Below are 24,270 nucleotides of genomic sequence, written 5' to 3' on the forward strand. Positions count from 1 at the left end.
CCGCGACGCGGCGGGAGACCGGTCGTCTCCCGCCGCACCGCGTGGTCACGTCCCTACCCGTCCTGGTCAGGCCGGGTTCTGCGGCTCGCCGTCGCCGGCGTCCGCGCCGCCCGCGGCGTCGGTCTCGGCCTGTGCCTCGGCCTCTACCTCGGGGCGGTCCTGCACGGTCACCATCGCCGGCCGGAGGACCCGGTCGGAGATGCGGTAGCCACGACGCAGCACCGTCGACAGCACGGTGACCGTGGGGCCGGAGCCCTCGGCCGGCTCGTGCTGCACGGCCTCGTGGAGCTGCGGGTCGAAGGGCTCGCCCTCGGTCCCGAACGGCTCGAGACCGAGCTTCGTCAGCACCGCGGTGACCTTGTCCGCAGCGGCCTTGAAGGGTCCCGTGAGGTCGCCGTGCTGGGCGGCGCGCTCGAAGTCGTCGAGCACGACCAGCAGGTCGTTCGCGAAGGAGACCTTCGCGTCCACCTTCGTCTGCTCACGGTCGCGGTCGGCTCGACGCCGGTAGTTGGCGTACTCGGCGCTGACCCGCTGCAGGTCCGCGGTGCGCTCGGCGACCTCGGCCCGCAGCTTCTCGACCTCCGGGTCCTCCCCGTCGGCCGGGCCCGCGACCTGCTCGCCGTCCCCGGCCGGGGCCGCCGTGTCGGCGGCCCCGGTCGCGTCGGCGTCGGGACGGACCTCGCCGGTCTCCGGGTCCACCTTGCGGCGGTCCCGGAACGTCACCGGCTCCTCCTGCTTCTGTTCGTCTGCCATGTCGACCGTCCTGTCGTCCCGTGGATGGCCGCCGGCCGTCACTTGCTGCCCTTGGCGTCCTTGTCGTCGTCCACGATCTCGGCGTCGACGACGTCGTCCTGCGCGTCGGAGGCACCGGTCGCGCCGGCACCACCCTCGGCACCGGCACCCGCGGCGCCCTCGGCACCGGGCTGCGAGTACAGGGCGGACCCCATCTTCTGGGACTCGGTGGCGAGCTTCTCCATCGAGGACTTGATCGCCTCGTGGTCGGTGCCCTTCAGCGCCTCCTGGGTCTCACCCAGGGCGGCGTTGACCGAGTCCTTGACGTCGGAGGGGAGCTTGTCGTCGTTCTCCTTGACGAACTTCTCCGTCTGGTAGACGAGGGTCTCCGCCTGGTTGCGGGTCTCCGCCTCCTCGCGACGCTTGGCGTCTTCCTCGGCGTGCGCCTCGGCCTCCTTGACCATGCGGTCGATGTCGTCCTTGGACAGCGCCGACCCGCCGGTGATCGTCATCTCCTGGCTCTTGCCGGTGCCCATGTCCTTGGCGGACACGTTGACGATGCCGTTGGCGTCGATGTCGAAGGAGACCTCGATCTGCGGGACGCCGCGCGGGGCCGGCGCGATGCCGGTCAGCTCGAACATGCCGAGCTTCTTGTTGTACGCGGCGATCTCGCGCTCGCCCTGGTAGACCTGGATCTGCACCGACGGCTGGTTGTCATCCGCGGTGGAGAAGATCTCCGAGCGCTTGGTCGGGATCGTGGTGTTCTTCTCGATCAGCTTGGTCATGACGCCGCCCTTGGTCTCGATGCCCAGGGACAGCGGGGTGACGTCCAGCAGCAGGACGTCCTTGACCTCACCGCGGAGCACACCGGCCTGCAGCGCGGCACCGGCGGCGACGACCTCGTCCGGGTTGACGCCCTTGTTGGGCTCCTTGCCGCCGGTCAGCTCCTTGACGAGCTCGGTGACGGCGGGCATCCGGGTGGAGCCACCGACGAGCACGACGTGGTCGATCTGGTTCACCGAGATGCCGGCGTCCTTGATGACCTGGTTGAACGGCTGACGGGTGCGGTCCAGGAGGTCCTGGGTGATCCGCTGGAACTCCGCGCGGGACAGCGTCTCGTCCAGGAACAGCGGGTTCTTCTCGGAGTCGACCGTGATGTAGGGCAGGTTGATGCTGGTCGAGGACGAGCTGGACAGCTCGATCTTCGCCTTCTCCGCGGCCTCGCGGAGCCGCTGCATCGCCATCTTGTCCTTGGTCAGGTCGATGCCCTGGGAGGACTTGAACTTGTCGACGAGCCAGGTGACGATCCGCTCGTCCCAGTCGTCACCACCGAGGTGGTTGTCGCCGTTGGTCGCCTTGACCTCGACGACGCCCTCGGCGATCTCCAGCAGGGACACGTCGAACGTGCCGCCACCCAGGTCGAAGACCAGGATGGTCTGCTCCTTGTCGCCCTTGTCCAGGCCGTAGGCCAGCGCGGCCGCGGTCGGCTCGTTGACGATGCGGAGCACGTTCAGGCCGGCGATCTGACCGGCCTCCTTGGTCGCCTGGCGCTGCGCGTCCTCGAAGTAGGCCGGCACCGTGATGACGGCGTCGGTGACCTCGTCGCCCAGGTAGGACTCGGCGTCCCGCTTGAGCTTCTGCAGGACGCGGGCGCTGATCTCCTGCGCCGCGTAGGTCTTGCCGTCGATCTCCGGCGTCTTCCAGTCGGTGCCGATGTGGCGCTTGACCGAGCGGAAGGTGCGGTCGGAGTTGGTGACGGCCTGGTTCTTCGCCGACTGGCCGACGAGGACCTCACCGTTGCGCGCGAACGCGACGATCGACGGAGTGGTGCGGGCACCCTCCGAGTTCGCGATCACCGTCGGCTCGCCACCCTCGAGGACGGCGACGACGGAGTTGGTGGTCCCGAGGTCGATACCGACCGTACGAGCCATGGTGACTGCCTCCGAGATGTGTGGGGTATGAGTGCGTCCGGCTCAAGTTGTACCAAACCGGGGAGCAGCTCGCGCATCGCCCTTGAGTGGGCTCTGCTCAACTTGCTCTCGTGGGGGTCAACGGACCACCCGAGAGACTTGTTCCCGGGGGACTCAACTTTTATCCGCGACGTTCACGTGTGCAGGTCCGTGGGGCGGGCTAGCCTGTGGCCGGTCGATCGTCGACGGAGGATCACGTGCTCGTACCGGCTGCGCGTCGGCTCGTACTGGGGTCGTTGGCCGCCGTCCTCACCGCCACGGCCACCGCCTGCGGCTCGGGCGCCACGCCTCCGGGGCCGGACCGGCCACCAGCGGCCGGACCGAGTCCGATCGACGTCACGAACAAGCATCCCTGCGATCTCCTGTCCGCACAGATGCTCGGGGCGCTCGAACTCCGCGACCCCCGGAAGAACGACGCGGCGATACGCGGGACGCGGGCCCCGTCATGCGGCTACTTCGGGACCGGGAACCCGCGGATCGACATCAACCTGCAGTTCCTTCCCATCCCCGCAGCAGATCTCCGGTCGGCGGGTTCCTCCTCCGGTCAGGCCCGGGGATATGACGTGATCGAGAACGACCGGTCCACTTCCCGGCTGACCGTGTGCGAAGCCGTGGCCGACAGCGGCCCCTCGACGTCCGTGCGAGCTCAGGCCTCGGTACCCACCGACGAACTGCGCCAAGCCGGTAGTGCCGTACGCGCACCCTGCGACAGGGCGCACGAGGTCCTCGACGAGGCTCTCGCAGTGCTGGCACCGAGCTGACCCTCGCGATTCACGACCGCGAAGCAGTCGCTCGGACGACCCACGTTCGCCCGGATCGCCGACTACTTTGCCCGCTCATGAGTCCGTCGGCTGCACCGAGCTTGAACAACCTGATCAGTCAGGTGTCTCCCGACAACGTCCTCAGCGTCGGACGCTCACTCGCGCAGCAGGCTGAGGCCATTCGCGCCGCCCTCCAGAACGCGCTCGGCTGCACGGTCGGCCCGTGCGGCGAGGACCCGATCTCAGGGATGGCGACACCTGTGTTCGACGAGAAGTTCGCGGCGATCATCGATCGTCATATGGCCCACCGGGCCGAGCTGGAACAGGCCGTCACGTCGCTGCGTGCTGTTGCCTCGTCGTACCGGATCGACGAGGCCGCGATCGAGAGGTCCTTCCGGATCTGACCGTCGCTCCACCCATCACGAGGACACGGGAATGGCGTTCCACCAGGGCTTCAACTTCGCTGCCAAGTCCCTCCAGGAGAAGTACGCCTGGGTGGTCGGCAAACCCGGCTCGTCCGCGGTCGTCGACGCCGCGTCCGCGCTCCGGACCGCGGACACCGAACTCCGTGCCGCGGCCGACGAGGCCAGGAAGCGCATGACCGAGCTCGGCGTCTCCTGGCAGGGCCCCGCCGCGGCCGCCGCCCAGCAGTCCCTCGACGGCATCACCACCTCGATGACGTGCACCGCCCCCGTCACCGCGAACGGCGCGACCCAGCTGGACGCCTACGGACAGTCGTTCGACCGCACCCAGGCCGCCATCGCCGCCCTGGACCCCACCCCGCCCGGCATCTTCACCAGCGGCGTCCGCAACGCCCACCTGCTGGCGGGCGCCCCGTTGACCGGTCTGGGCGCCACCGTCGCCGACTACGTGACCTCGCTCGAACGCGACCAGCGGCACAGCGAGGAGGCCGACCGTGTGCTGCAGGAGCACCTCGCCACCGCGTCGGCGATCGACGACCGCTTCCTCACCGTCGACCCGGCCTCGGCCGCGGCGCCCACCGGTGCCGGAGGTCCGCCGCCGAGCTCGGACGGGGCCGGCGGGTTCGGCCCGGCCGCCGTCGGGGACGGCGGCGGAGCCGCCCGTGTCGGCGGCGGAGGACCGGGCGGCGTCGCACCGGGTCCGCCGGGCGCCGGGCCCCGGCCCGGACCGGGCGGCGTCGAGGCTCCCGGCGGGCGGGGAGTCGGCGGGCGGGGGAGCGGTGGGTCGGGAGGTTCGGGTCCCGGCACGCCGGACGTCGGGCGACCCGCTGGCCCCGACGGGCCCGGGACCAGCGGGGACGGCACCGACCGGGACCACACCGGGCTGCCCGGACCGGCCGACGTCGTCGCACCCCAGCGCCTCGACCCACCGACCACGCCCGCCCCGGACCCGTACCGGCTCGCGCCACCCCAGGGCGCGTACCCCACGTCGACGGCACCGGGCCCCGATCCGTTCGGCACCCGCGTCGACCTCGGGCGCCAGTTCGGCGAGCGGACCCGGGCGCAGCCACTCCTCCCGCCATCGGCCCGCGGCCCCGGGTACGGCGAGCGCCTCCCCGGCGGGACGGGGTCCGGTGGCGGACGGCCGTTCGAGCCGTTCGGCCCCGGCAACCGGTCCACCGACCCGGCCTGGTCCGCCCGCCCCGGCGAGACCACCGGACGGGGCACCGGCCCGAGCGGCTACGGCCCGATGGCCGGCGGCGCGGGCGGCCGCGACGCCCAGGACCACCGCAACCGCTACGTCGTCCCCACCGACGAGGTGTTCGACATCGAGATCGCCGCGACCGACGCCGTCCTGGCACCCGAGGAGCCCCACCGATGATCGACTGGAACCGCGCCACCGTCCTCACCGCCGCCGAGTTCGACGTCGCCCGGGACCTCCTCGACCTCGGTCGCAACCCCGCGGTCCTGGAGCTCCTCAGTCCCGGGTTCACCGACGTCGAGCGGGCCCGCCTCGTACGGGGGTGCCTCGACACCCTGGCGGCGCGGGGCCTGTTCACCGGCACCGTGTTCGAGCCGAACCTGGTCGACGACCTGCGCACGGTCGTCGCACCGGAGTTCCAGCACGACCTCGTGGTCGCACCCCCGTCGTGGCAGCGTGCGCTGGTCGCGCGGCGGGCCGGGCGCGCGGTGCTGGCCACCCGGATCGACGACGACGTCGCGCTCGTGCGCGTCCGGCCCGACGACGCGTCCACCGTCCTGGTCGAGCTGCTCGGCGAGGTCGTCCCGGGCCCCGGTGTCGGGGTGCAGATTCCCGTCGCGGTGCTGGGGGACGCCGTCGAGCGCGCCGACGGCGACGCCGACCGGCTCGTCCACGAGCTCCTCCGGCGGGGCTGCACCGCGGCCGAGGCCGAAGTGCCGCGGCGGATGGGACGGACCGAGGGCGTCGCCCAGCTCGGTGCCGGGCGCAAGGGACCCGACCCGTGCCGCGCGCCGGGTGTCCTGCTGGTGCACGCCACCCCGGACGGCTGCTACGTCCAACGGCGCCCGACCCCGGACGTCGTCGGCGGCCCGCTGCCCGACGACGCCGTCGTGCACGCCGGACCGGCCGACGCGACGTACCTGGTCCGTGAGCTGGACCGGCTCGCCGACGCGGCCCGGCGCCGTCGCGCACCGGTCGGGGCGCACCGGACATGGTGACGGGCAGCCCGGAACTCGCTTACCGGGTAAGCGAATTCCGCAGGGGAGGTATCCCTGTCGCACCGCGAGATGCAGCTCAGCGGGCCGTGGGGATCGACGATTCCCGCTGAGGTGCATCTCGCCGTCGCCCGGCCACGGAGCGCGCAGATCCCCGGAACCGACCGGCGCGAGCAGCATGATCGGCTCAGCAGCATGATCGGCTCAGCGGCGTGAGCGCAGCGGGGTCCCGTGAAGTCAGCGCAGGACGACGGTCCCCCGCGGCACCTGCCCCGCCGACGCCGGCGGCACCGTGTCCGGCACCTCCACCCGGACCGGCAGCGACCCCGGGACCACACGGTCGTCGACGTCGCGGTACTCGAGATCCCCGTCGGGACCCAGCTCGGTGACGTAGCCGTGTGTCGCGAGCTGGGCGTCGTCGAGCTCGGTCAGGGGCTCGGCGCGCACCGCGGACACCGCGTACTCGGGCCAGACGACGTCGGGGTAGGCCTCGTGCAGGTCGGTGAGCAGCCCGACGAAGACCTGCTGCCAGCGCAGCGGCATCGACTGGGCCAGTGAGCGCGGCACGACGAGGTGGTCCGGGCAGGCACCGGGCACCGCGGAGTCGAGGTAGTCCGAGAGCGGGGAGCGCATGCCGCCCATGATGGCGCCTCGACCCCGTTCAGGCCGGGTTCGGCGTGGTCCCCGGCCGGGTGGCGAGCGGCACGAGGTCGGCGAAGTCCCACGGGACCGGCTGCACCCGGACGGGGAAATTGCGGTTGGGCGCCTCGACCATCTTCCCGTCGCCGATGTACATCGTGACGTGGTAGATCGTGCTCGGATCCGACGGGTCGTGGGCGTAGAACAGGAAGTCGCCCGGCGCGACGTCGCGCACCGGCAGGTGCCCGCCGGACTTGTACTGGTCGCGCGAGACCCGCGGGATCGTGAGCCCGGCGGCCTCGTAGGCACGCATGAGCAGGCCGGAGCAGTCGTAGGCGTCCGGGCCGGTCGCGCCCCACACGTAGGGCTTGCCGAGCTCGCCGAGCGCAAACCCGATCGCTGCGCCGGCGACGCCCGGGGGCAGCGCGCCGGTCGTGCCGGGGGCGCAGCCGGTCGGGTTGGCGACGTCGCCGATGTTCTGGACCAGCGACGCGGCCAGGCCCTCCCACTTGGCATAGGCGTCGGGGAAACCGGAGCGCTGGACTCTCTGAGCTGCCACTGTCACCGGCAGCGAGTCCCAGCCGGGCACCTCCATCAGCCGCTCGTAGAAGATCCGGCTGCTGTAGGCGGGGTCGGTGACCTGCGCGGGGGTCCCCCACCCCTGCGACGGACGCTGCTGGAACAGCCCGAGCGAGTCCCGGTCCCCGTAGTTGATGTTGCGGAGCGTCGACTCCTGCATCGCCGTGGCCAGCGCGATGAGCCAGGCCTTCGGCGGGAGCTGCATGTCCTTGGCGACCGAGATGATCGCGGCGGCGTTCTGCTTCTGCTCGTCGGACAGCGTCTCGAAGGTGGCTCCTCCGCCACCGCGGCCGACCGTCGCCGTCGAGATGCCGGTGTCGCACCAGGCCGCGTTCGACCGACCGCCGCCGAGGTTGGGGCTGAACGCGAGGAAGCCGACCGTGAGGAACAGCACCAGCGCCATCCCGATCGCGACGAACGGCAGCAGCAGCCGCAACGGCCGCAGCGCACGCGTCAGCGGGGTGCTCATGCCCGGTCGTAGCGGGACACCTTCCAGCCCGCCTCGGTGTCGACGATCAGGATCCGCAGGGTCAGCGTGTCGGTCGGCACGGTGACCTCGATGCTCTTCGGCGCGACCCGGGTCGGGGTGGCCGGCCCGGTGACCCGGGAGGCGGGCACGTTCGACGGGTCGACGCTCGCGAGCACGCCGAGGAACTCGTCGGTCGTGTACGGCCGCAGCCCGGCGACCCACTGCTGGGAGGTCATCCCGTCGGGGTGGTTCACCCAGGCCGACGCCCACACCCGGGCCGTCTCCAGGGCCTGCTGCGGTGCCTGCGACACCGGCAGCGCCTCGGGGGTCAGCTCGGGGACCGGCGGCAGCAGGGTCGGGGTGGGCGTCGCGGAGACCCCGGACGAGCCGCTGTCCCACCGGTTGCCGCCGGAGCCTCCCCCGGCGACGAGCCCCCCGGACGCCGCACCGCCGGAACCTCCGAGCGAGACCAGCCCGAACACGAGTCCGCCCAGGACCACCACCGTCACGGCGAGCCGGACGGGGGAGCGCAGCGGCCACTGCCACACCGCGCGGTAGGCGCCGGCACGGCCGCGGGAGGACCTAATCGGCACGGTCACCGCCGGTGTGGGCCGCCCGCGGTCGGTAGATCTTGTAGACGGGCACGCCGTCGACGAGCTCCGGGGTCACCGGGGCCGGGTCGCCGGGGCGACGGGGGCCCGTGTCGTCGCGGCGGTAGATGGAGCGGTCGTCGACCTCGCCGGGGTCGACCCGCGTCGCGAACCCGGTGTCGGGCCGCCCGGACACCCCGACCGGCAGCGCCCCGCGGCGTGGCTCGGCAATCCGGGCCGCCTGGGGGGAGGGCACGTCCGTCGCCGCGCGACGACGGACCCGGGCCCCCGGCCCGGCAGCGGTCTCGGCCTCCGGGCGCACCGCGCCCGGGTCGCCGGACCCGCCGTGGCCGCCGCGCTCGGACCACCAGCGGGACTGGCGCTCGTCGGCGTCGTTCGGGCCCCGCATCCGGTTCCAGACGCGCGACACCGGGCCGCCGTTGATGCCGGGGACGATCCCGCCGAACTGCTCGCGGGTGAGCGTCACCATCGACACCAGCCGCCGGAACGGTCGCGCGACGGCCCACAGCACGAGCGTGACCACACCGGTGACCAGCAGCGCGAGCCACAGATCGACCCCGGATCCGGGTGCGAACAGCGACACGACCAGCAGCGCGTGCAGCCCGGCCAGCGCCCCGACGACCAGCGTGTTCACGATCGCCGCGCCGCCGACGCGCAGGATCGCCGGGATGACGTCCGGTTTCAGCAACGCGACGACGGCGATCGCCGGCGCCGTCACCACCATCAGCCGGATGATCAGCAACGCGACCAGCACCAGGACCTTGGACAGCAGCTGAAACAGCGCGATGCACGCGGCCTGGATCAGCGCGAGCGTCCCGGCTCCGATCCGGCTGCCGGACGCCCCGGTGAAGTACGGGTAGCGGTCGCCCATGCGGTCGGCGATCGCGGCGTACTCGCTCTTCTTGCGCTCGGCCGTCTCGCTGGTGTCCTCGCCGCGGTCGATCTCGTCGATGGTGAACGCCTGGGCCCGCAGCAGGTCCCGGCCCAGCTCCTGGGCCTGCGGGACGTCCGGTGCGCCGAACGTCCCGCGCAGCCAGTTCTGGTAGGCCACCTGGTCGACGAGCACCGTGGGGAGGGTGTCGCGGGTGCCGAGCCCGACCTGCCCGAGGAAGCCCTCCTGCATCTGCGTGACGCCGTCGAGCAGCAGGTTGTCCGCCGCGCGGGACCAGTCGACCGGTGCCAGATAGGCGGCGGAGCCGATCATCAGCGCCAGCACCGCGATGCCGGTGCGCTGGGCCTGGCGCGCGAGCTCGCCGCGCATCGCCAGCAGCAACACGATGATCGCGAACCCGAGCAGGCCGAGGCCCACCCAGGTGGTGAACACCGTCTCGTACATCGCCCGGGTCGCGGTGGTGATGACCTGGTCGAGCGGCTCGAACAGCGACCCGCCGTCGGCGATCAGGTAGTGCGCCCAGTTCACCCCGCCGACGGTCAGCTTCGCCAGGTTGAAGACCTGGTTTCCCAGCCAGGTGTCGGTGGTGACCGAGGGGTTCAGCACGCCCGACGCGGCGCAGCCCAGGTCGTAGTTGTGCCAGACGAGACCGGCATAGCCGACCTCCTCGTAGACGCTGCCTGCCTCCCCGTGCAGCGCCGAGGGCCGGTCGAGCGAGCCGACCAGCCCGGTGCCGGGGCGGTCCGGCTCCGGCGGGGTCTTGCAGTCCAGCGCCTGCGCCATCGCGGGCGAGCCGAGCAGGAGTGTGCCGCCGGCGATCGCGGTGACCACGAGGATCGCCGTCCGACGGCGACGGCGCCGGGTGGTCCCCGGGGTGTCCGGCCGGCGTGCGCGGCGCGTCCTGCGCACCGACACGACGACGGCCGCGAGCAGCACACCCAGGACGACCCAGATCCCTGCGCCGCCGGACGGGTCGAGCCCCGCCGTCACCGTCCGTCCCCGTCGGGGGGCGTGGGCGGGGTGTGGCCGTTCGTGCGAGCAGCCCCGTCCGAGGGCGCGCCGTGCGGGGCCGTGCCGTTCGGGGCACCACCGTTCGGGGGCGTCCCGTTCGAGGGCGCCGCGTTCGGGGGCGTCGCGGCGGGCTCGTCGACGATCCAGTCGTCGTCGAGCTCGTCGAGCAGGTCGAGCTGCTCGTCGTCGTAGAGCTCCGCACGTCCGACGGCGGCGTCGGTCGCGGCGACCGACACGACCTGTACCCCACCGGCGCGGATCCCGCCGGCCAGGACGGGGTCGGCGTCGCCGGGGCCGATCCGGGTGTCGGTGATCAGGTCGATCTCGTCGCCGTCGAGGTCGGGCACCGCCACCGGGGCCGGGGCGCGGCGCGCGGGCAGCGGGCTCGGCTCGTCGGGCGCGGTCATCTCGGGGCTCCCCGGCCCGGTGAGCGCCGGCCCGCCGGGCGGACGCGGGGCGACGACCCGGGCGGCGTCGGGGTTGGTGTCGAGCGCCTCGCGGACGTGCTCCAGGTGCGGCGCCTCCAAGTCGATGCGCACCTTCTCCACACCGCCGTGGCCGTCGGCGAACACGAACTGGCGGGGCGCGTCGTCGGGCCGGTCGTCGTGGCGGGGGCGCGGGGACAGCGTCCCGAGCATCTCCTCGTAGCCGACACCGGTGGGCACGCGCAGCAGCCGCAGCGCCTCGGACTGGGCCTCCTCGTCGTCGGTCCGGCCGACGAACACCGCGTTGACCAGCGACGCGAAGCCCGACACCCGCAGCAGGTCGCCGGCCAGCTGGGAGGCGAACAGGGCGCGGACGTTGAACTTGCGGGAGTCGCGGGCGAGCCGGTCGATGAGGACCTTGCCGGTCGGCACCTGGGACAGGAAGTGCGTCTCGTCGAGCGCGACGCCCTTGCGGAGGTTGCGGTCGGCGTCGTAGATCGTGCGCTGGGTCAGCCAGGAGGCCAGGTTCAGCAGCTCGACGCCGAGCGACTCGTTGTCGGTCCACTCCTCGCGCGGGCTGCCCGGACGAGGCAGCGACAGGCCCTGCATCGTCAGCACGGTGAGCCGGTAGTCGCGGTCGGCCTGCCAGGGGTCCGCCCGGGTCTCGTCGGGGAACAGCAGCGCGGCCTGCGGCAGCTCGCGCCGCTCGTCGAGGAAGTCCGCGACGACGCCGGCGTGGTCCTCACCCTCGGTGGCGTGCCTGCGCAGCGCGTCGATGACCATGCCGGGGTGCCGGTCGGGCGAGCCGCCGACCTCGCGCACCGCCCGGAGCAGCACGATCCGGGTGTGCGGCTGGCGGGCGATCTCGTAGGGCAGCAGGCCCGACAGCACGTCGAGCACCAGGCGGCGACGGGTGGCCGCGGCCAGCGACCGCTCCCGCTTCCAGGCGCGCTCGGGGTCGTCGTCGTCGAGGAAGTGGTCCGGGCGCGGCTCGGCCACCACCCGGTAGGGGTTGAGGATGCCGGGGTCGGCGCGGAGCAGGTTGATGTGCCGGGAGAACGGCGCCAGCTCCGGCAGCCGGGTCAGCTCCGCGAGCGGGCCGGACGGGTCGAGCACCGTCCAGCGGGCCCCGGCACGCAGGGTCTTGTAGACGACCAGACCGGTGAGGAACGACTTGCCCGATCCCAGACCACCGACGATCGCGGTCAGGCCGGACGCGCGGCGGACCTCCTGGGCCAGCCACGGGTCCCAGGCCACCGGGCGCCGGGTCGCGGTGCACGTCTCGCCGAGCATGATCCCGCGCCGGTCGCCCACGCTGGCCGTCGCGGCCGGGACCGCGGCCGCCGCCCAGGTGACCGACCCGCGTCGCCGGTAGGCCGTCGCGGCCAGCGGCTCGCCGGGGATGAACTCGCGGGCGTAGCGGTACTGCGCCTCGGGGTGCTCGATCTGGACCTTCGGCCGGTACAGGTCCACGACCTGCTGGGCGCGGGTGGTGGCCTCGGCCTCGTCGCGACCGGAGACCGCGATCCGCCACCAGCCGTAGAGGCGGGTGTTGAGCTGGGTCAGCCCGGTGGTGAGCTCGTCCTCCACCTCGAGGACCCGGTCGGCCTGGCGGGCCAGCGACATCGGCGGGTCGAGGTCGTGGTCGTGGGTGTAGTGCCGGATCTGGCTGCGCACCTTGCCCATCTGGCGCTGCAGCTCGCCGGTGACGTCCTCCGGGCGGCGCACGTAGATCCGCGCGGACCACTCCACCGGGAACGGCAGCCGGTCGGAGTGCTGCATCCACGGGTCGTCGATCTCGGGGATGCGCAGGCCCTCCATCAGCCCGACCGAGAGCACCGCGACGTTGCGGGTGACGGTCTGGCTGCGCATCCGCCCGACGACCTGCACGGTCGGCGCGTAGGGCTCCTGGTGCAGGTCGACGCCCTCGGTGAACGCGGCGAGGTCCTCCGGCTCCCAGGTCGAGACCCCGCGCGGCACCGACGACAGCCCGCGCGGCGCGGGCAGCCCGAGCGCGACCGAACGGTGCATCAGCCAGGCCATGTCCTCCGCACCTGCGGGGACGGCGTCGAGCCCGGACCCGGCGACGAGCACGTCGAGATGGTTGATCTCGGTCTCCAGCGCGGCGAGCTCGGCCTTGACCGCGGACGGCACGAGCCGGTCCAGGACGGGTGCGGCGTGCTCCACCCAGCGGTCGAACAGCCCGCGGCCGGACACCTCGATGCCGAGGAAGACCTCCTTGTCGGCCATCGACAGGCCCATCAGGTGTCGCTGCTCGCCCTCCAGGAAGCCGTCCCAGCCGAGTGCGCCGGGGACGTCGGGCATCCGGCCGATCGCGTTCTGGTCGAACGACTCGGCCCACATGTGCACGGGGTAGGGCCGGGTCGTGACCCGCAGGTGCAGCCAGCGCCCCTGCAGCTCGCCGAGCTGCGCGGCGATCTGGCGGATCAGCACCTCGCGCTGGTTGTCGCTGCGGAAGCTCCACGCCTGCGCCGCGAGCCGGTACCAGGCCATGACCTGGCCGTTGGTGCGGGTGATGTGACCGTCGATCGAGCGCAGCGCGATCGACGGGGTGTAGTCCGAACCGCCCTCGCCGGCACGGGCCCGGCCACGCCGAGCCCTCCGGCGGGGGGTCCGCTCAGGTGCGGCCACGGTGGCCACTCCGGCGCCACGGGTCGGGACGGCCGGTGCGCGCGGGGAGGCTCGCCCCACGACCGCTGCCGCTGCCGCGGGCCCGGCGGAAACGGCCGCGCCGCGGCGCGCTCCCCGGCTCCGGCAACGGCGGGACCACGCGCGTGGGTGCCGCAACCGGGGCCTCGAACCCCGGGACCACCGGGCCGGCGGTGTCGGGGACCGACTCCACGAGGGTGCCGGACGCGGGGCGCGGCGTGGCGTCCGCCGCGCTCAACGAGGAGCGGCGGGGGGCACCGAGTGCGCGGGCCCGTCCGCCCGAGGAGGGGGTGCCCGGGTGGGCACGGGTGGTGTGGACACGCACGTGGGACGCGCGCACCGAGCCGCCCGCGGCCTTGCGCCCGGCCCGCGGACCGGTCACCTCGGCCCAGAACTGGGCGAGCACCTGGCCCAGCGGCCGCTCGTAGTCGATCTTCTTGCCGAGCAGGCGGGTGATCGCGATCGTGCCGACGAGCGCCCAGGCCACGGAGAAGAAGTCCAGCCCGATGCCGAGCCGGCGCTGGACGAACATGATCAGCATCATGACGAGGAGACCCACGCCGTAGCTGACGTAGCGGGCGCGCCAGGGGAACGTGGCACGCGGCGGCCCGAGCCAGACGGCGTCGACGCGGTAGACCTCGTCGTCCGTGCGAACGAGCACGGGTCAGCCCGGGGTCACGAGCAGGTTGGCCAGCGCCTGTCCGATGGCCGGACCGCTGCCGGTCACGGCGATGCCCAGTGCGATCAGACCCACCAGCAGTCCGATGCTCCGCCGGGCCACGCCGGCGTTGTCACCACGACCACCGATCCACAGCAGGATGACGGCGATCGCGAGCAGGATCAGCGGCACGATGTTGTTCGTGATCCAGTCGCGGAGGTTGACCGTGGTCAGCTGTCCGCCCTGGGCGAGTACCAGCTGGATCGCCTCGTACGAGGTCTTCACAGCTCCTCCTTGCGGCAGTCCATTTGTCCCGGTCGCTCCCGCAGGCGAGTAGACCACGAGACCCGTACGTGATCCTAGGGGCTGAGCCACCCGGCCCACGCGTGCGCCACGCTGCGCGATCGGGTCGACACGGTCGGAGCAGTGTCGATCGGGCGTGACTCGTATCTCCCCGGCACCCCGCCCCCGGCCCGAGATGTCATGGTCGGCTTTGTCTACTGTTCGGTAACAAGTATGGCCCGACCGTGACGGGGTCGGGCGACCCACGGCCGGGCGCACTACCCTTCGCCCGACCGTCGTCGCACCCCACCACACCAGTGCGACGACGAGGTCCGAGGAGGCACTGCGATGACGAGGCCCGTCCGGTCCCGGCGGCACGGTACGCCGTGCGCGCACGACCGCACCCCCGCCTCCGCACGCCCCAGGACCGGTTCACCGTTTCCCGTCCCGATCCGTCACGGCAGCACCACGCTCCGGCAGGGACCGCTGGGTGTTCTACAGGGAGGTTCCTCCAGATGACCTGGGTGCAGTACACGCTCGGCATCATCACGGTGCTGTCGGCAGTGGTCGCCGTCGCGCTCGTGTCCATGACCGTGACCCGGATGGTCCGGATCATCCGGCTCGGTCAGTCCGACCCGACGCGCAACGGCCCGTTCGGGCCGCGGCTCGTGACCATGCTCAAGGAGACCCTGGGCCACACCAGGATGCTCAAGTGGACCAAGATCGGCATCCTGCACTGGCTGGTCATGGTGGGCTTCCTGGGCCTGATCCTGGCGTTGGTCGAGGCGTTCGTGGAGGTCTGGAACCCGACCTTCCACCTGCCGCTGATCGGCGTGTGGTCGGTGTACTCGATCTACGTCGAGTTCCTCGGCGTCGCCACGGTCGTGGGCATCGCCGCGCTGATCGTCATCCGGCAGCTGAACAACCCGCGCTCGCAGGGCCGGATGTCGCGGTTCTACGGGTCGAACATGGGCCGGGCGTACTTCGTCGAGGGCGTCGTGTTCCTCGAGGGCCTGGGCATCCTGGTGGTGCGGGCCGCGAAGATCTCGCTGAACGCCTTCGACGTGCCGGTGTGGTCGGCTCCGGTGTCCTACGCCCTGTCGACGATCCTGCCCGCCTCCACCGCGCTGGTCAGCGTGTTCGCCGCGGTGAAGGTCCTGTCGGCGATGATCTGGCTGATCGTGATCGCGGCCAAGCCCACCATGGGTGTGGCCTGGCACCGGTTCACCGCGTTCCCGAACATCTACTTCAAGCGCAACGACGACGGCTACAAGGCCCTCGGCGCGACCCGGCCGATGATGAGCCAGGGCAAGGCGCTGGACCTGGAGGAGGCCGACCCCGACACCGACACGTTCGGCGTCGGCAAGGTCGAGGACTTCACCTGGAAGGGCCTGCTCGACTTCACCACCTGCACCGAGTGCGGCCGCTGCCAGTCCCAGTGCCCGGCCTGGAACACCGAGAAGCCGCTGTCGCCGAAGCTCCTGGTCAACGCCCTGCGCGACCACGCGTACGAGAAGGCCCCCTACCTGCTCGCCGGCGGCAGCCGTGACATGGCCGGCGACGAGGTCGGCATCACCGGCGAGGGCGCCGAGGAGCGCCTGGCGGCCATTCCGGTCGACGCGCTGGAGGCCGCGGGCCGCCCGCTGATCGGCGGCGAGGACGTGAACGGCGTCATCGACCCCGACATCCTCTGGTCCTGCACCACCTGCGGCGCCTGCGTCGAGCAGTGCCCGGTCGACATCGAGCACGTCGACCACATCATCGACATGCGCCGCTACCAGGTCCTGATCGAGACCGAGTTCCCCACCGAGCTCAACTCTCTTTTCAAGAACCTGGAGAACAAGGGCAACCCCTGGGGCCAGAACGCCAAGGACCGCCTGGAGTGGACGAAGGGCCTGGACTTCGAGGTCCCCGTCGTGGAGGGCGAGCTCGACGCCGACACCGAGTACCTGTTCTGGGTCGGCTGCGCCGGCGCGTTCGACGACGGCCAGAAGAAGACCGTCCGCGCCACCGCGGAGCTGCTGCACCGGGCCGGGGTGAACTTCGCCGTCCTCGGATCGGGCGAGACCTGCACCGGTGACCCGGCGCGCCGCTCGGGCAACGAGTTCGTGTTCCAGATGCTCGCGCAGCAGAACGTCGAGGTCCTCAACACGGTCTTCGAGGGCCGTGAGACCGGGACCCGCAAGATCGTGACGACCTGCCCGCACTGCCTCAACACCCTGGGCCGGGAGTACCCCCAGCTCGACGGGCACTACGAGGTCGTGCACCACACGCAGCTGCTCAACAAGCTGGTGCGGGAGAAGAAGCTGGTCCCCGTCTCGGCCCCCGCCGCCGACGCCGCCCCGGTGACCTACCACGACCCCTGCTACCTGGGCCGGCACAACGAGGTCTACGAGGACCCGCGTGCCCTGGTCAGCGCGGCCGGAGCGACCCTGTCGGAGATGCCGCGCCACGGTGACCGGTCGATGTGCTGCGGTGCCGGTGGCGCCCGGATGTGGATGGAGGAGCGCATCGGCAAGCGCATCAACTTCACCCGCGCCGAGGAGGCCGCCGAGACCCTCACGAAGGCCGGTGGCGGCTCGGAGCCGTCCGGGACGCTGGCGGTCGGCTGCCCGTTCTGCCGCACGATGATGACCGACGGCGTGAACCAGACCGCCGGTGAGGCCGTGCAGGTCCAGGACGTCTCGCAGATGCTGCTCGCCGCGGTCAAGCGGGGCGACCCGGCTCCGGAGCCGGAGCCCGTCGCGGCCGGGACCACCGCCGAGACCACCCCCGAGACCACCGCCGAGGACGCGCCGACGACGGAGACCCCCGCCGTCGCCACCCCGGAGGCGGAGGTCGCCGAGGAGGCCGCGGCGCAGGACCCGGCCACCCCGGCCGGCTCGGACGGGGCGTCGAGCACCGGCACCCCGGCGTCGTCGGGCAACGGGAACGGCAACGGCTCGACCAACGGCTCGTCGCCGGAGCAGGCCGAGCAGCAACGCTCGAACGAGAACTGACCCACCACCGACGACGGCCGGGCACCCCGCACGGGGGCCCGGCCGTCGTCGTGTGTGCGGGGGTCAGCAGGGTGCGAAGGAGCTGACCTGGAACGTCGACGGCGTGGTCCGGGTGAGCACGACCCGGCCCAGCTGGGGCGCGGCGGCGCCCCAGGCCGAGCGGCAGGCGTCGACGGTGGTGGTGGCGCCGACCGCCACCACCGGGTCGGGGCGGCGGTCCGGCTCGGTGACCCCGGCTCCCGCCGGCACCCGGCCGTGCAGCACGGCGACGGCGTCCTCGCAGGTGGGCGCCCCGGTGGCGGCCCGCACCTGGTCCAGCGCCGCGGGCTGCACGAGCCGGCAGACCCGGGCCGGGTTCGGCGAGGCGACACCGGTGTCCAGCGAGACGAGCGCGAGCTGTGGACGGGCGACGCCGAGATCGGTGCGGAACTGGGTGCCGGCCTGGGCGTCGATCCGGGCCTGGTCCTGGCGGATCTCCGCGGAGCGGAACAAGTAGCCGACCCCGGACACGACCAGCAGGACCACGCCCAGGGCGAGCACCTTCCAGCGGGGCAGCAGCAGCGCCCCGGCGACGATCACCCCGACCGACAGGGCCAGCCCCCACGCCCACGGGTTCTCGCGTGTCCCGTTGACCAGGGCCGCGACGAGCACGACCCCGGCGACGTGCGGTGCCCAGCCCTGCAGCAGCCGGTCCAGCCGCAGCAGGGCGAGCAGGACCAGGGTGCCGAAGCCGAGTCCGACCGGGACCCACCAGCGGTCCGGGTCGTCGAGGAAGGGCAGGAGCAGCAGCGCTGCGCCGGCCAGGCCCAGCGCGGTGGCACCGCGGAGGCTGCGGGGTCGCAGCTTCCGCCACGGGGCCCAGGGGTCGTCGGGCCCCGACCCGGGTGGGTCGTCGGCACCCGGCCCGGGTCCGGAGCCTCCCGTCGCGGGCCCGTCCGGGAGGGTGAGGGCACGCGGGTCGGCCTCCGGCGGCGTCCGGGGCTGCTCCGGGGTCGGCACGACGAGCTCGGTCCCGGGCACCGGCGGGTGCACCGTGCCGCGGTCCGCGGCATAGCCCTGTCCGGTGGGACGGTCCGCAGCGTCGCCCGGCCCGGCGGGACGGTCCGCGGCGGCGCGGGCTGGCGGATCGGGGGCGTCCGGCCGGCGGGCGGCGGGGCGGACACCGCGGTCGGGTCGTCCGCTGCGGCGACGGCCGGTGGCCCACGGGTCCGGGGAGCTGCGGTCGGCGTCCATCACCTCCCAGCGTAGCGAGGCGGGAGCCCGCTCAAGCGCCGAAGAACGCGTTCATGCCCGGCTCGTCGGACAGGAAGGTCTCGATCTCGACGATCCGGCCGTCCCCGATCCGGCAGACGGTGGCGAGGTGCTCGTCGAGCACCCGGTCCCCGCGGCGGGCCGTGTTGTGCAGACCGAGCGCGACGTTGTCGGCGCTCACCAGGACGTGCTCGAGCGCGAAGTCCACCCCGTAGGAGGCGATCAGCGCCGCACGGTCGAGTACCGCCTCAGCACCGTCGACCCGGCCGGAGACCGCGTTGTTCCCGGGCAGGGTCCAGGTGACGGCCGGGTCGAGAACCGCTCGCAGCCGGTCCTTGTCCCCGGTGGTGAGGGCGGAGTGGAACTCGGTGGCGATGTGGTGACGGACGTCCATGGCTCCTCCAACTGTTCGATTTGATTCGAACCGTAGCCCTCGAACCCGGCCGTCTTCCAGATGACCGCCGCCACATCAGTTCGAACGCAGTCGTACCATCGGGGCATGCAGGACGATCCGAGCCGCGATGAGCTGAGCATCGAGACCGTGATCGCGGCACTCGACCATCCGGTGCGGATGCGGGTCGTCCGCACCCTGGCCGCCCTCGGCGAGGACGAGACGCTCACCTGCCAGGAGATCCTCCCCGACATGACCAAGAGCAGCGCGAGCCATCACTGGCGGACGCTGCGGGAGTCGGGCGTGATCGAGCAGCGGCGCGACGGCAGGGTGCTGCGGACCCGGCTGCGGCGCGTCGATCTCGACGCGCGGTTCCCCGGGCTCGTGGCGGCCGTCGTCGACGGGTGAGCTCAGCTCCGCCGGGTGTCGGTGCGGTGGAAGCTGCGGAACGCGCGCGACGGGGTCGGCCCCCGCTGCCCCTGGTAGCGCGACCCGACACCCTCGGTGCCGTAGGGCCGTTCGGCCGGGCTGGACAGCCGGAACAGGCACAGCTGCCCGATCTTCATCCCCGGCCACAGGGTGATCGGCAGGTTCGCGACGTTGGACAGCTCCAGCGTGATGTGCCCGGTGAAGCCCGGGTCGATGAACCCGGCGGTGGAGTGGGTCAGCAGACCCAAGCGCCCGAGCGAGCTCTTGCCCTCCAGCCGACCGGCCAGGTCATCGGGCAGACCGACCCGCTCGAACGTCGACCCCAGCACGAACTCGCCGGGGTGCAGCACGAACGACTCGCCGTCCGGCGTCTCCACCGGGGTCGTCAGCTCGTCCTGCTGCTGGGCGGGGTCGATGTGGGTGTAGCGCGAGTTCTGGAAGACGCGGAAGAACCGGTCCAGCCGGACGTCGACGCTGGACGGCTGGAGCATCTCGACGTCCCACGGGTCGAGCACGAGCCGGCCGGACTCGATGTCCTTGCGCAGGTCGCGGTCGGAGAGCAGCACGCCGACAGCCTATCCAGGACCGACGGTCACGCTTCGGAGGACTCCTCGGAGTCCGACTCCACCTCGCCGGAACCGTGCCGGCCGCCGCCCACGAGGTCGTCGGGCAGCTGCGGCGAGCGGGTCAGCCCGAACATCCAGGCGATGGCCTGCTCGGCCCGGGCGGCCTCGAAACCGTCCGACGCAGCGGCGCGACGCCCGTGGTCACCGTCGAGCACCTGCGCGACGGCGGCGGCCGTGTCGTGGGCGGCGATGCTGCGGATCGAGTCGCCGGGCTGCGGCACGTTCGGCCCGTCGACCAGCACCGCCAGGGTGCCGAGGCCGGGCGCGTCGACGACGAGCTCGTGATCGTCGCTGACCAGGACGGTCGCTGCGGCGAGCACGGCCAGCTGGTCGGGCAGCGGGGGCTCGGGCACGGCCGTCACCCGGGGGTGAGTGCCGAGCGATCGGGCCGTCTCCCCGGCGGCGAGCGCACCGAAGAGCACGATCTCGATCCGCGGGTAGCGCTCCAGCAGGTCCGCGACGCCGCGCAGCACCGGCGACGACGAGGCCCGCGCCAGGTCGACGACGATCAGCCTGCGGCGCTCGTCGTGCACCCGCTCCAGCGCGTCGACACAGCCCTGGTGCTGCGGACCGGGCAGCGAGTTGATCGTGTCGCCGATGGTCAGCACGTTCGGGCCGAGGGGGCTGCCCAGCGCGGAACCGCTGGTGGTGAGGAACAGCGACGCGAGCTGGCCGATGACCCGCCGGTGCGCCTCCTGCGGGAACGGGCACAGCAGGTCGTCGGTGCCCATCCCGGCCTGCATGTGCACAATCGGGATCCGCCGCCAGAACGCGACCGTCGCCGCGACCTCGGCGGCCAGCCCGCCGCCGTGCACCAGCACCGCGGACGGGTCCTGGTCGACGAGCAGCTGGTCGAGCCGGGTGAACAGCGCCGCGGCGACGTCGGCCATGCCGGGCCCGGTGTCCAGCGGCAGCAGGATCGTGATGTCGGTGGGGACACCGAGCGCCTCGAACGCCTCGTGGACGGCCATCGGGTCCGGCCCGGTGGCGACGGTGATCCCCCGGATGCGGTCCGCCGCCGCGACGGCCCCGGCGACCGGGGCGAGCCGTGCGACCTCGGGACGGCTACCGGCGATGAGCAGGACGTCGTGCTCGTGGTCCGGGGGGAACCCGGACGCATCGACCGACATCGGGTCGAACACCGTCATCGCAGTCACCTTCCGGCCGAGGCGTGACCGACGGTGCCGAGTGTGCGCGGAGCGGGTGGCCCGGTCGAGACGTGCGCGCCCGGTGGTCGGTTCGTGCGGTGGCCGGGGCGGGGAGGTCCATGACAGGTCTGCGGATCGTGGTGCTAGGGTGATCTCGCGACATGCGGATGTAGTTCAATGGTAGAACATCAGCTTCCCAAGCTGAATACGCGGGTTCGATTCCCGTCATCCGCTCCACACACGAACGGGCAGGTCAGCGGCACATAGCCGGACCTGCCCGTCCGTGTTTCGGTCGCCGTCGCCGGACCCGCCAGCAACAGCACAGCAACTAGCCGGTGGGAACGAGGGCGCCGGTCGGCCCGTCCTCGTCGCCCGACGGTCGATGCTCGTCGAGTAACGACGACAGCCGGTCCGCGATGAGACGATCAGCCTCGCTGGTGGCGCGCTGGCAGATCAACGCGGCCCGCATGTCGTCATGGCCCGTTCGCTCCATGAAGTCCCGCGCACTGAACGGGTCTGAGCCGCACAGACGGTCCCGACGCGCCGGAGGTCGTGGAAGTGCATCCCCGGTACGCCGACCTGACCACCAGCTCCGCCCACTAAACCCGCTGGCTAAATTTGCTCCGGCGCATCGCCTTGCGCTTCTGTACAGACCAAAGCAGCAATCCGCTGACGCAGATCACTACGAAGCTTTCAGAACTAGTCAACTCCACAGCCCAAACGATCGACACGCTGAGCTTCTGTGTCGCAAACCTGGCAGGTCGGGTGCCCTGTGCATGACTTACGATGATCCTGACCTCATGCCAGCAGACCTACGGGATGTGCGAAAACGACTTCTTGCCATCAACTCAGACGAGCCCACTTGCAGCCTCCAGTACAATATTGCCCTCAGCGACCCAGACACTCAAACTATTGCTAACCCACTTGGCATGCTCGTGTCTAGCCTGATCGGCTAGCTGGCGCACGAGGATTTCAGCATCCAGCATCCGGCCCCATGTCTCAGTACTTCTTTGCAGCTCGCATGGGAGGGAGCGAGGGCGCGCCAGTTGCGTCGGAAACGTTTCCCATCCTTGCCCAGATGCGGCCAGAGACTACGGCGCTTTTGCCGGCACCGCCTGCTTGACGGATCCGACACAGGGAAGTGGCCGATGGCCGTCAACGGCTAGCGCGCATCGGGGAAGCATCGACTAATTAGAGACACTCAACTAATAAGCGACGCCACCCCCGTATGGCGCATTCTCTCGCGATGTGACACAATCTAGCCGTGCTTACGATTTCAGGCGGTCTAGTAGGGGCCGGCTACGAGGGCCGATCCCTGGAGCAGTTTATCGACGAGCTAAACGCACAAGAAGTGCGAGCCGTCGTTGATGTGCGCCTGAATGCGATTTCACGTAAAGTTGGCTTCAGCAAGCGGGCCCTTAGTTCGAATCTGAGCCTAGCTGGAATCGATTACATGCACCTCCCAGCGCTAGGAAATCCGCGAGACAATCGCGCTGGATTCTCCGGAGACTGGCAGGAGTTGGAGCAAGCAAGAAGCACGTACAGAGAGATACTTGGCGAACGCCACTCAATCGAAGCCTTGTCTCTGGTCATAGACATCATGACAAAGGGAACCGTAGCGCTTATGTGCTTCGAGGCGAATCAGGAGCGATGCCATAGACAAGTCACCATTCAGGAGATTATCGAGACTCAATCTCGTCGATCCGGATAAAATACACCCAGGACGCTAAATGTTTGCGCCCACTTCGCCTGATTTCCAACATAGAAGGCCGAATCCTTCCTCGCTGCACACATCTGCCCTAAGAACTTCGCTTGAATCTGCTCGATTGCTTGCACATCGCTGAAACCGCGAAGATTCCTCTGCAGTGCAACTAACTCCCAGTCGAGAAGACCTTGCCTGTGTCCTCGACACGTCAATTCGCCGCACGTGTAGCGATAGTAGGCCCGAAATCTCGGAGCTTCCAGAGGACTCCGATTGGTTCGCTCCTGATCGAAAAGGTCAGGCTGGTTCGAATATGCTTCTAGCTTCCTTCTCTCGGCGTCACTCCAGCCAGGATGCGGCTCGATATCAAGCCCTTTTACTTCACGTGGGCGCACCAGTGCAAGGGACTGCGCTGAATGTGACTCTCGCGTGCCGGCAACGATTCGGCACATAGAGTTCTCGACATGAGGAGCAAGCCAGGAAGCACGTTTCCGCCAGCCATCAACAGGAGAGATGTCTGCCTCGATCTTTAGAGAATCCATCAGCGGACGCCAGCTTTCTCGCCTGGAGTCCTGCCTTGCCGGGAGCGCTTCAAGTCTCACGACACTGTACTTCCGAAAAGCGCTATCAGATTCCAGGTCCCGAAAGTTGATTGGATACAATCGAACCCAGCCAGTTGCATCCGGATCGATGCGCAGGCCCGCAACACAGACCGTCTCCCATACTTCTCAGAGGGATTCGGCGCGGCTTTAACAGTGACCAGAACCCGCATCTTTACAGGACGGTCGCCAGCTGGCTTAGAAGGTGGCTCCCGATCTTCCGGGGTGAACAAGTCCAGCTGATCGTTCAAATCACGGCCCCCGCGTTCGCTGGACGTCCGAGTCTGCTGCCTATAGCAATACCAGATCACTGCGCCGAGGCACAGAGCGCCGCCAACAAGCGGAGCGATTCAGCGAGCCGATCGGGGCCGACGAGGGGAACACCGAACCTGCGGATGGTGGCAGCGGGTGCGTCGGACCAGTCGTAGGTCAGACGCACCTGCGTCCCATCACCGGTCGGCGCGAGGTCGTATCGCCACGTCCAGCCGAGCGGCGAGCCACCGTGAACGGCCGTGGTCCACGCGATGGTTCGATTCAGGTCGAACATCGTCAGGATGTTGTCGGACAGATAGTGCTCAACGGTGTCGCCGTCGATGTAGGTCATGTTCATTGTGAAGACCTGACCGACGCCGGACAGGATCTCGGCGGTGGTCGGCTCTCCGACCACCGCCGACCCGTCGAAGTGCCGATGCATCGCCGGGTCGCGCAACAGCTCGAATGCTGCCGATGCCGGCGCGTCCATGACGGTGGCGGCGGCGTGGGCTGTGGACACCACCGTGATACTGCCGCATCTGCACCTTTCGGTGCC

At 71.0% G+C, this 24,270-nt stretch carries 21 protein-coding genes and 1 tRNA gene; 8 read left to right on the plus strand and 14 right to left on the minus strand.

The genetic code is table 11. The features are described from left to right. Positions 1-66: 66 nt before the first annotated feature. Both grpE and dnaK read right to left on the minus strand, forming a co-directional pair. The gene (gene grpE / locus Ae717Ps2_RS26365; RefSeq protein ID WP_075312626.1) at positions 67-753 is read right to left on the minus strand and encodes a nucleotide exchange factor GrpE; all 687 of its coding nucleotides are present in this window, start codon (positions 751-753) and stop codon (positions 67-69) included. 38 nt (positions 754-791) lie between these two features. Beyond that, a complete protein-coding gene (gene dnaK / locus Ae717Ps2_RS26370; protein ID WP_075334009.1) occupies positions 792-2,663 on the minus strand; it encodes a molecular chaperone DnaK in 1,872 nt (623 codons plus the stop codon). A 275-nt stretch (positions 2,664-2,938) separates the two neighbouring features. Here dnaK and Ae717Ps2_RS26375 point away from each other — a divergent pair, with 275 nt between their 5' ends. From Ae717Ps2_RS26375 to Ae717Ps2_RS26390, 4 genes are all read left to right on the plus strand, one after another. Next, entirely contained in the window at positions 2,939-3,463 is a 525-nt protein-coding gene (locus Ae717Ps2_RS26375) for a DUF3558 family protein (RefSeq protein WP_158071547.1), read from the plus strand. Between the two features lie 101 nt (positions 3,464-3,564). Beyond that, positions 3,565-3,867 (plus strand): PE domain-containing protein, encoded by a 303-nt coding sequence (locus Ae717Ps2_RS26380; RefSeq protein ID WP_158071548.1) that lies wholly within the window; start codon positions 3,565-3,567, stop codon positions 3,865-3,867. 31 nt (positions 3,868-3,898) lie between these two features. After that, on the plus strand, positions 3,899-5,266 hold the full coding sequence (locus tag Ae717Ps2_RS26385; RefSeq protein ID WP_075334011.1) for a PPE domain-containing protein: 1,368 nt from the start codon (positions 3,899-3,901) through the stop codon (positions 5,264-5,266). Next, positions 5,263-6,084 carry an ESX secretion-associated protein EspG gene (locus Ae717Ps2_RS26390; protein ID WP_075309423.1) on the plus strand — a complete coding sequence of 274 codons (822 nt, stop codon included), beginning with the start codon at positions 5,263-5,265 and terminating at the stop codon, positions 6,082-6,084. The genes Ae717Ps2_RS26385 and Ae717Ps2_RS26390 overlap by 4 nt, the downstream gene beginning before the upstream one ends. 234 nt (positions 6,085-6,318) lie before the next feature. Here the strand turns inward: Ae717Ps2_RS26390 and Ae717Ps2_RS26395 are convergent, their stop codons facing one another. The 7 genes from Ae717Ps2_RS26395 to Ae717Ps2_RS26425 are packed head-to-tail and all read right to left on the minus strand — an operon-like array spanning position 6,319 to position 14,320. Then, positions 6,319-6,714 (minus strand): hypothetical protein, encoded by a 396-nt coding sequence (locus tag Ae717Ps2_RS26395; protein WP_226361536.1) that lies wholly within the window; start codon positions 6,712-6,714, stop codon positions 6,319-6,321. Positions 6,715-6,742: 28 nt separating this feature from the next. Beyond that, on the minus strand, positions 6,743-7,768 hold the full coding sequence (locus Ae717Ps2_RS26400) for a C40 family peptidase (protein ID WP_075309419.1): 1,026 nt from the start codon (positions 7,766-7,768) through the stop codon (positions 6,743-6,745). Continuing rightward, positions 7,765-8,361: a hypothetical protein gene (locus Ae717Ps2_RS26405; RefSeq protein ID WP_075312624.1), complete on the minus strand. Its 597-nt coding sequence runs from the start codon at positions 8,359-8,361 to the stop codon at positions 7,765-7,767. Before Ae717Ps2_RS26405 ends, Ae717Ps2_RS26400 begins: the two co-directional genes overlap by 4 nt. Then, complete coding sequence (locus Ae717Ps2_RS26410) at positions 8,351-10,261, minus strand: hypothetical protein (protein WP_075309417.1); 1,911 nt, start codon at positions 10,259-10,261, stop codon at positions 8,351-8,353. The genes Ae717Ps2_RS26405 and Ae717Ps2_RS26410 overlap by 11 nt, the downstream gene beginning before the upstream one ends. Continuing rightward, the gene (locus Ae717Ps2_RS26415; RefSeq protein ID WP_143510470.1) at positions 10,258-13,368 is read right to left on the minus strand and encodes an ATP-binding protein; all 3,111 of its coding nucleotides are present in this window, start codon (positions 13,366-13,368) and stop codon (positions 10,258-10,260) included. Before Ae717Ps2_RS26415 ends, Ae717Ps2_RS26410 begins: the two co-directional genes overlap by 4 nt. Next, positions 13,346-14,038 carry a hypothetical protein gene (locus tag Ae717Ps2_RS38480; protein ID WP_075309415.1) on the minus strand — a complete coding sequence of 231 codons (693 nt, stop codon included), beginning with the start codon at positions 14,036-14,038 and terminating at the stop codon, positions 13,346-13,348. The genes Ae717Ps2_RS26415 and Ae717Ps2_RS38480 overlap by 23 nt, the downstream gene beginning before the upstream one ends. Positions 14,039-14,041: 3 nt before the next feature. Continuing rightward, positions 14,042-14,320, minus strand: coding sequence for a hypothetical protein (locus tag Ae717Ps2_RS26425; RefSeq protein ID WP_020622502.1), 279 nt, complete (start codon positions 14,318-14,320; stop codon positions 14,042-14,044). 512 nt (positions 14,321-14,832) lie between these two features. On the opposite strand from Ae717Ps2_RS26425, the gene Ae717Ps2_RS26430 reads away from it, so the two are divergent. After that, complete coding sequence (locus Ae717Ps2_RS26430) at positions 14,833-17,316, plus strand: (Fe-S)-binding protein (protein ID WP_075309413.1); 2,484 nt, start codon at positions 14,833-14,835, stop codon at positions 17,314-17,316. Positions 17,317-17,379: 63 nt separating this feature from the next. On the opposite strand, the gene Ae717Ps2_RS26435 is transcribed toward Ae717Ps2_RS26430, so the two are convergent. Both Ae717Ps2_RS26435 and Ae717Ps2_RS26440 read right to left on the minus strand, forming a co-directional pair. Beyond that, positions 17,380-18,549 (minus strand): hypothetical protein, encoded by a 1,170-nt coding sequence (locus Ae717Ps2_RS26435; RefSeq protein ID WP_075334012.1) that lies wholly within the window; start codon positions 18,547-18,549, stop codon positions 17,380-17,382. Between the two features lie 31 nt (positions 18,550-18,580). Beyond that, positions 18,581-18,961 carry a nuclear transport factor 2 family protein gene (locus Ae717Ps2_RS26440; protein WP_020621990.1) on the minus strand — a complete coding sequence of 127 codons (381 nt, stop codon included), beginning with the start codon at positions 18,959-18,961 and terminating at the stop codon, positions 18,581-18,583. A gap of 105 nt (positions 18,962-19,066) precedes the next feature. Between Ae717Ps2_RS26440 and Ae717Ps2_RS26445 the strand changes: the two genes are divergently transcribed. Then, a complete protein-coding gene (locus Ae717Ps2_RS26445; protein WP_020621989.1) occupies positions 19,067-19,366 on the plus strand; it encodes a helix-turn-helix transcriptional regulator in 300 nt (99 codons plus the stop codon). 2 nt (positions 19,367-19,368) lie between these two features. Here the strand turns inward: Ae717Ps2_RS26445 and dcd are convergent, their stop codons facing one another. Both dcd and Ae717Ps2_RS26455 read right to left on the minus strand, forming a co-directional pair. After that, positions 19,369-19,953 carry a dCTP deaminase gene (gene dcd, locus Ae717Ps2_RS26450; protein WP_075309409.1) on the minus strand — a complete coding sequence of 195 codons (585 nt, stop codon included), beginning with the start codon at positions 19,951-19,953 and terminating at the stop codon, positions 19,369-19,371. Between the two features lie 26 nt (positions 19,954-19,979). Next, positions 19,980-21,161: a UDP-N-acetylglucosamine 2-epimerase gene (locus Ae717Ps2_RS26455; protein WP_075309407.1), complete on the minus strand. Its 1,182-nt coding sequence runs from the start codon at positions 21,159-21,161 to the stop codon at positions 19,980-19,982. Positions 21,162-21,324: 163 nt separating this feature from the next. Here Ae717Ps2_RS26455 and Ae717Ps2_RS26460 point away from each other — a divergent pair. Both Ae717Ps2_RS26460 and Ae717Ps2_RS40540 read left to right on the plus strand, forming a co-directional pair. Continuing rightward, positions 21,325-21,398 (plus strand) — tRNA-Gly (locus Ae717Ps2_RS26460). A gap of 1,027 nt (positions 21,399-22,425) precedes the next feature. Next, entirely contained in the window at positions 22,426-22,872 is a 447-nt protein-coding gene (locus Ae717Ps2_RS40540) for a DUF488 domain-containing protein (protein ID WP_083702503.1), read from the plus strand. 897 nt (positions 22,873-23,769) lie between these two features. On the opposite strand, the gene Ae717Ps2_RS26475 is transcribed toward Ae717Ps2_RS40540, so the two are convergent. After that, positions 23,770-24,234 (minus strand): SRPBCC domain-containing protein, encoded by a 465-nt coding sequence (locus Ae717Ps2_RS26475; RefSeq protein ID WP_143510472.1) that lies wholly within the window; start codon positions 24,232-24,234, stop codon positions 23,770-23,772. Positions 24,235-24,270 lie beyond the last annotated feature (36 nt).

Source organism: Pseudonocardia sp. Ae717_Ps2 (genome assembly GCF_001932475.1).
GTDB lineage: Bacteria > Actinomycetota > Actinomycetes > Mycobacteriales > Pseudonocardiaceae > Pseudonocardia.

Bases quoted from the DNA above. Each gene is read 5' to 3' on its own strand.
- grpE (WP_075312626.1), bottom strand. From the start codon at position 753: ATGGCAGACGAACAGAAGCAGGAGGAGCCGGTGACGTTCCGGGACCGC.
- dnaK (WP_075334009.1), bottom strand. From the start codon at position 2,663: ATGGCTCGTACGGTCGGTATCGACCTCGGGACCACCAACTCCGTCGTC.
- Ae717Ps2_RS26385 (WP_075334011.1), top strand. From the start codon at position 3,899: ATGGCGTTCCACCAGGGCTTCAACTTCGCTGCCAAGTCCCTCCAGGAG.
- Ae717Ps2_RS26390 (WP_075309423.1), top strand. From the start codon at position 5,263: ATGATCGACTGGAACCGCGCCACCGTCCTCACCGCCGCCGAGTTCGAC.
- Ae717Ps2_RS26395 (WP_226361536.1), bottom strand. From the start codon at position 6,714: ATGCGCTCCCCGCTCTCGGACTACCTCGACTCCGCGGTGCCCGGTGCC.
- Ae717Ps2_RS26400 (WP_075309419.1), bottom strand. From the start codon at position 7,768: ATGAGCACCCCGCTGACGCGTGCGCTGCGGCCGTTGCGGCTGCTGCTG.
- Ae717Ps2_RS26430 (WP_075309413.1), top strand. From the start codon at position 14,833: ATGACCTGGGTGCAGTACACGCTCGGCATCATCACGGTGCTGTCGGCA.
- Ae717Ps2_RS26435 (WP_075334012.1), bottom strand. From the start codon at position 18,549: ATGGACGCCGACCGCAGCTCCCCGGACCCGTGGGCCACCGGCCGTCGC.
- Ae717Ps2_RS26440 (WP_020621990.1), bottom strand. From the start codon at position 18,961: ATGGACGTCCGTCACCACATCGCCACCGAGTTCCACTCCGCCCTCACC.
- Ae717Ps2_RS26445 (WP_020621989.1), top strand. From the start codon at position 19,067: ATGCAGGACGATCCGAGCCGCGATGAGCTGAGCATCGAGACCGTGATC.
- Ae717Ps2_RS26455 (WP_075309407.1), bottom strand. From the start codon at position 21,161: ATGACGGTGTTCGACCCGATGTCGGTCGATGCGTCCGGGTTCCCCCCG.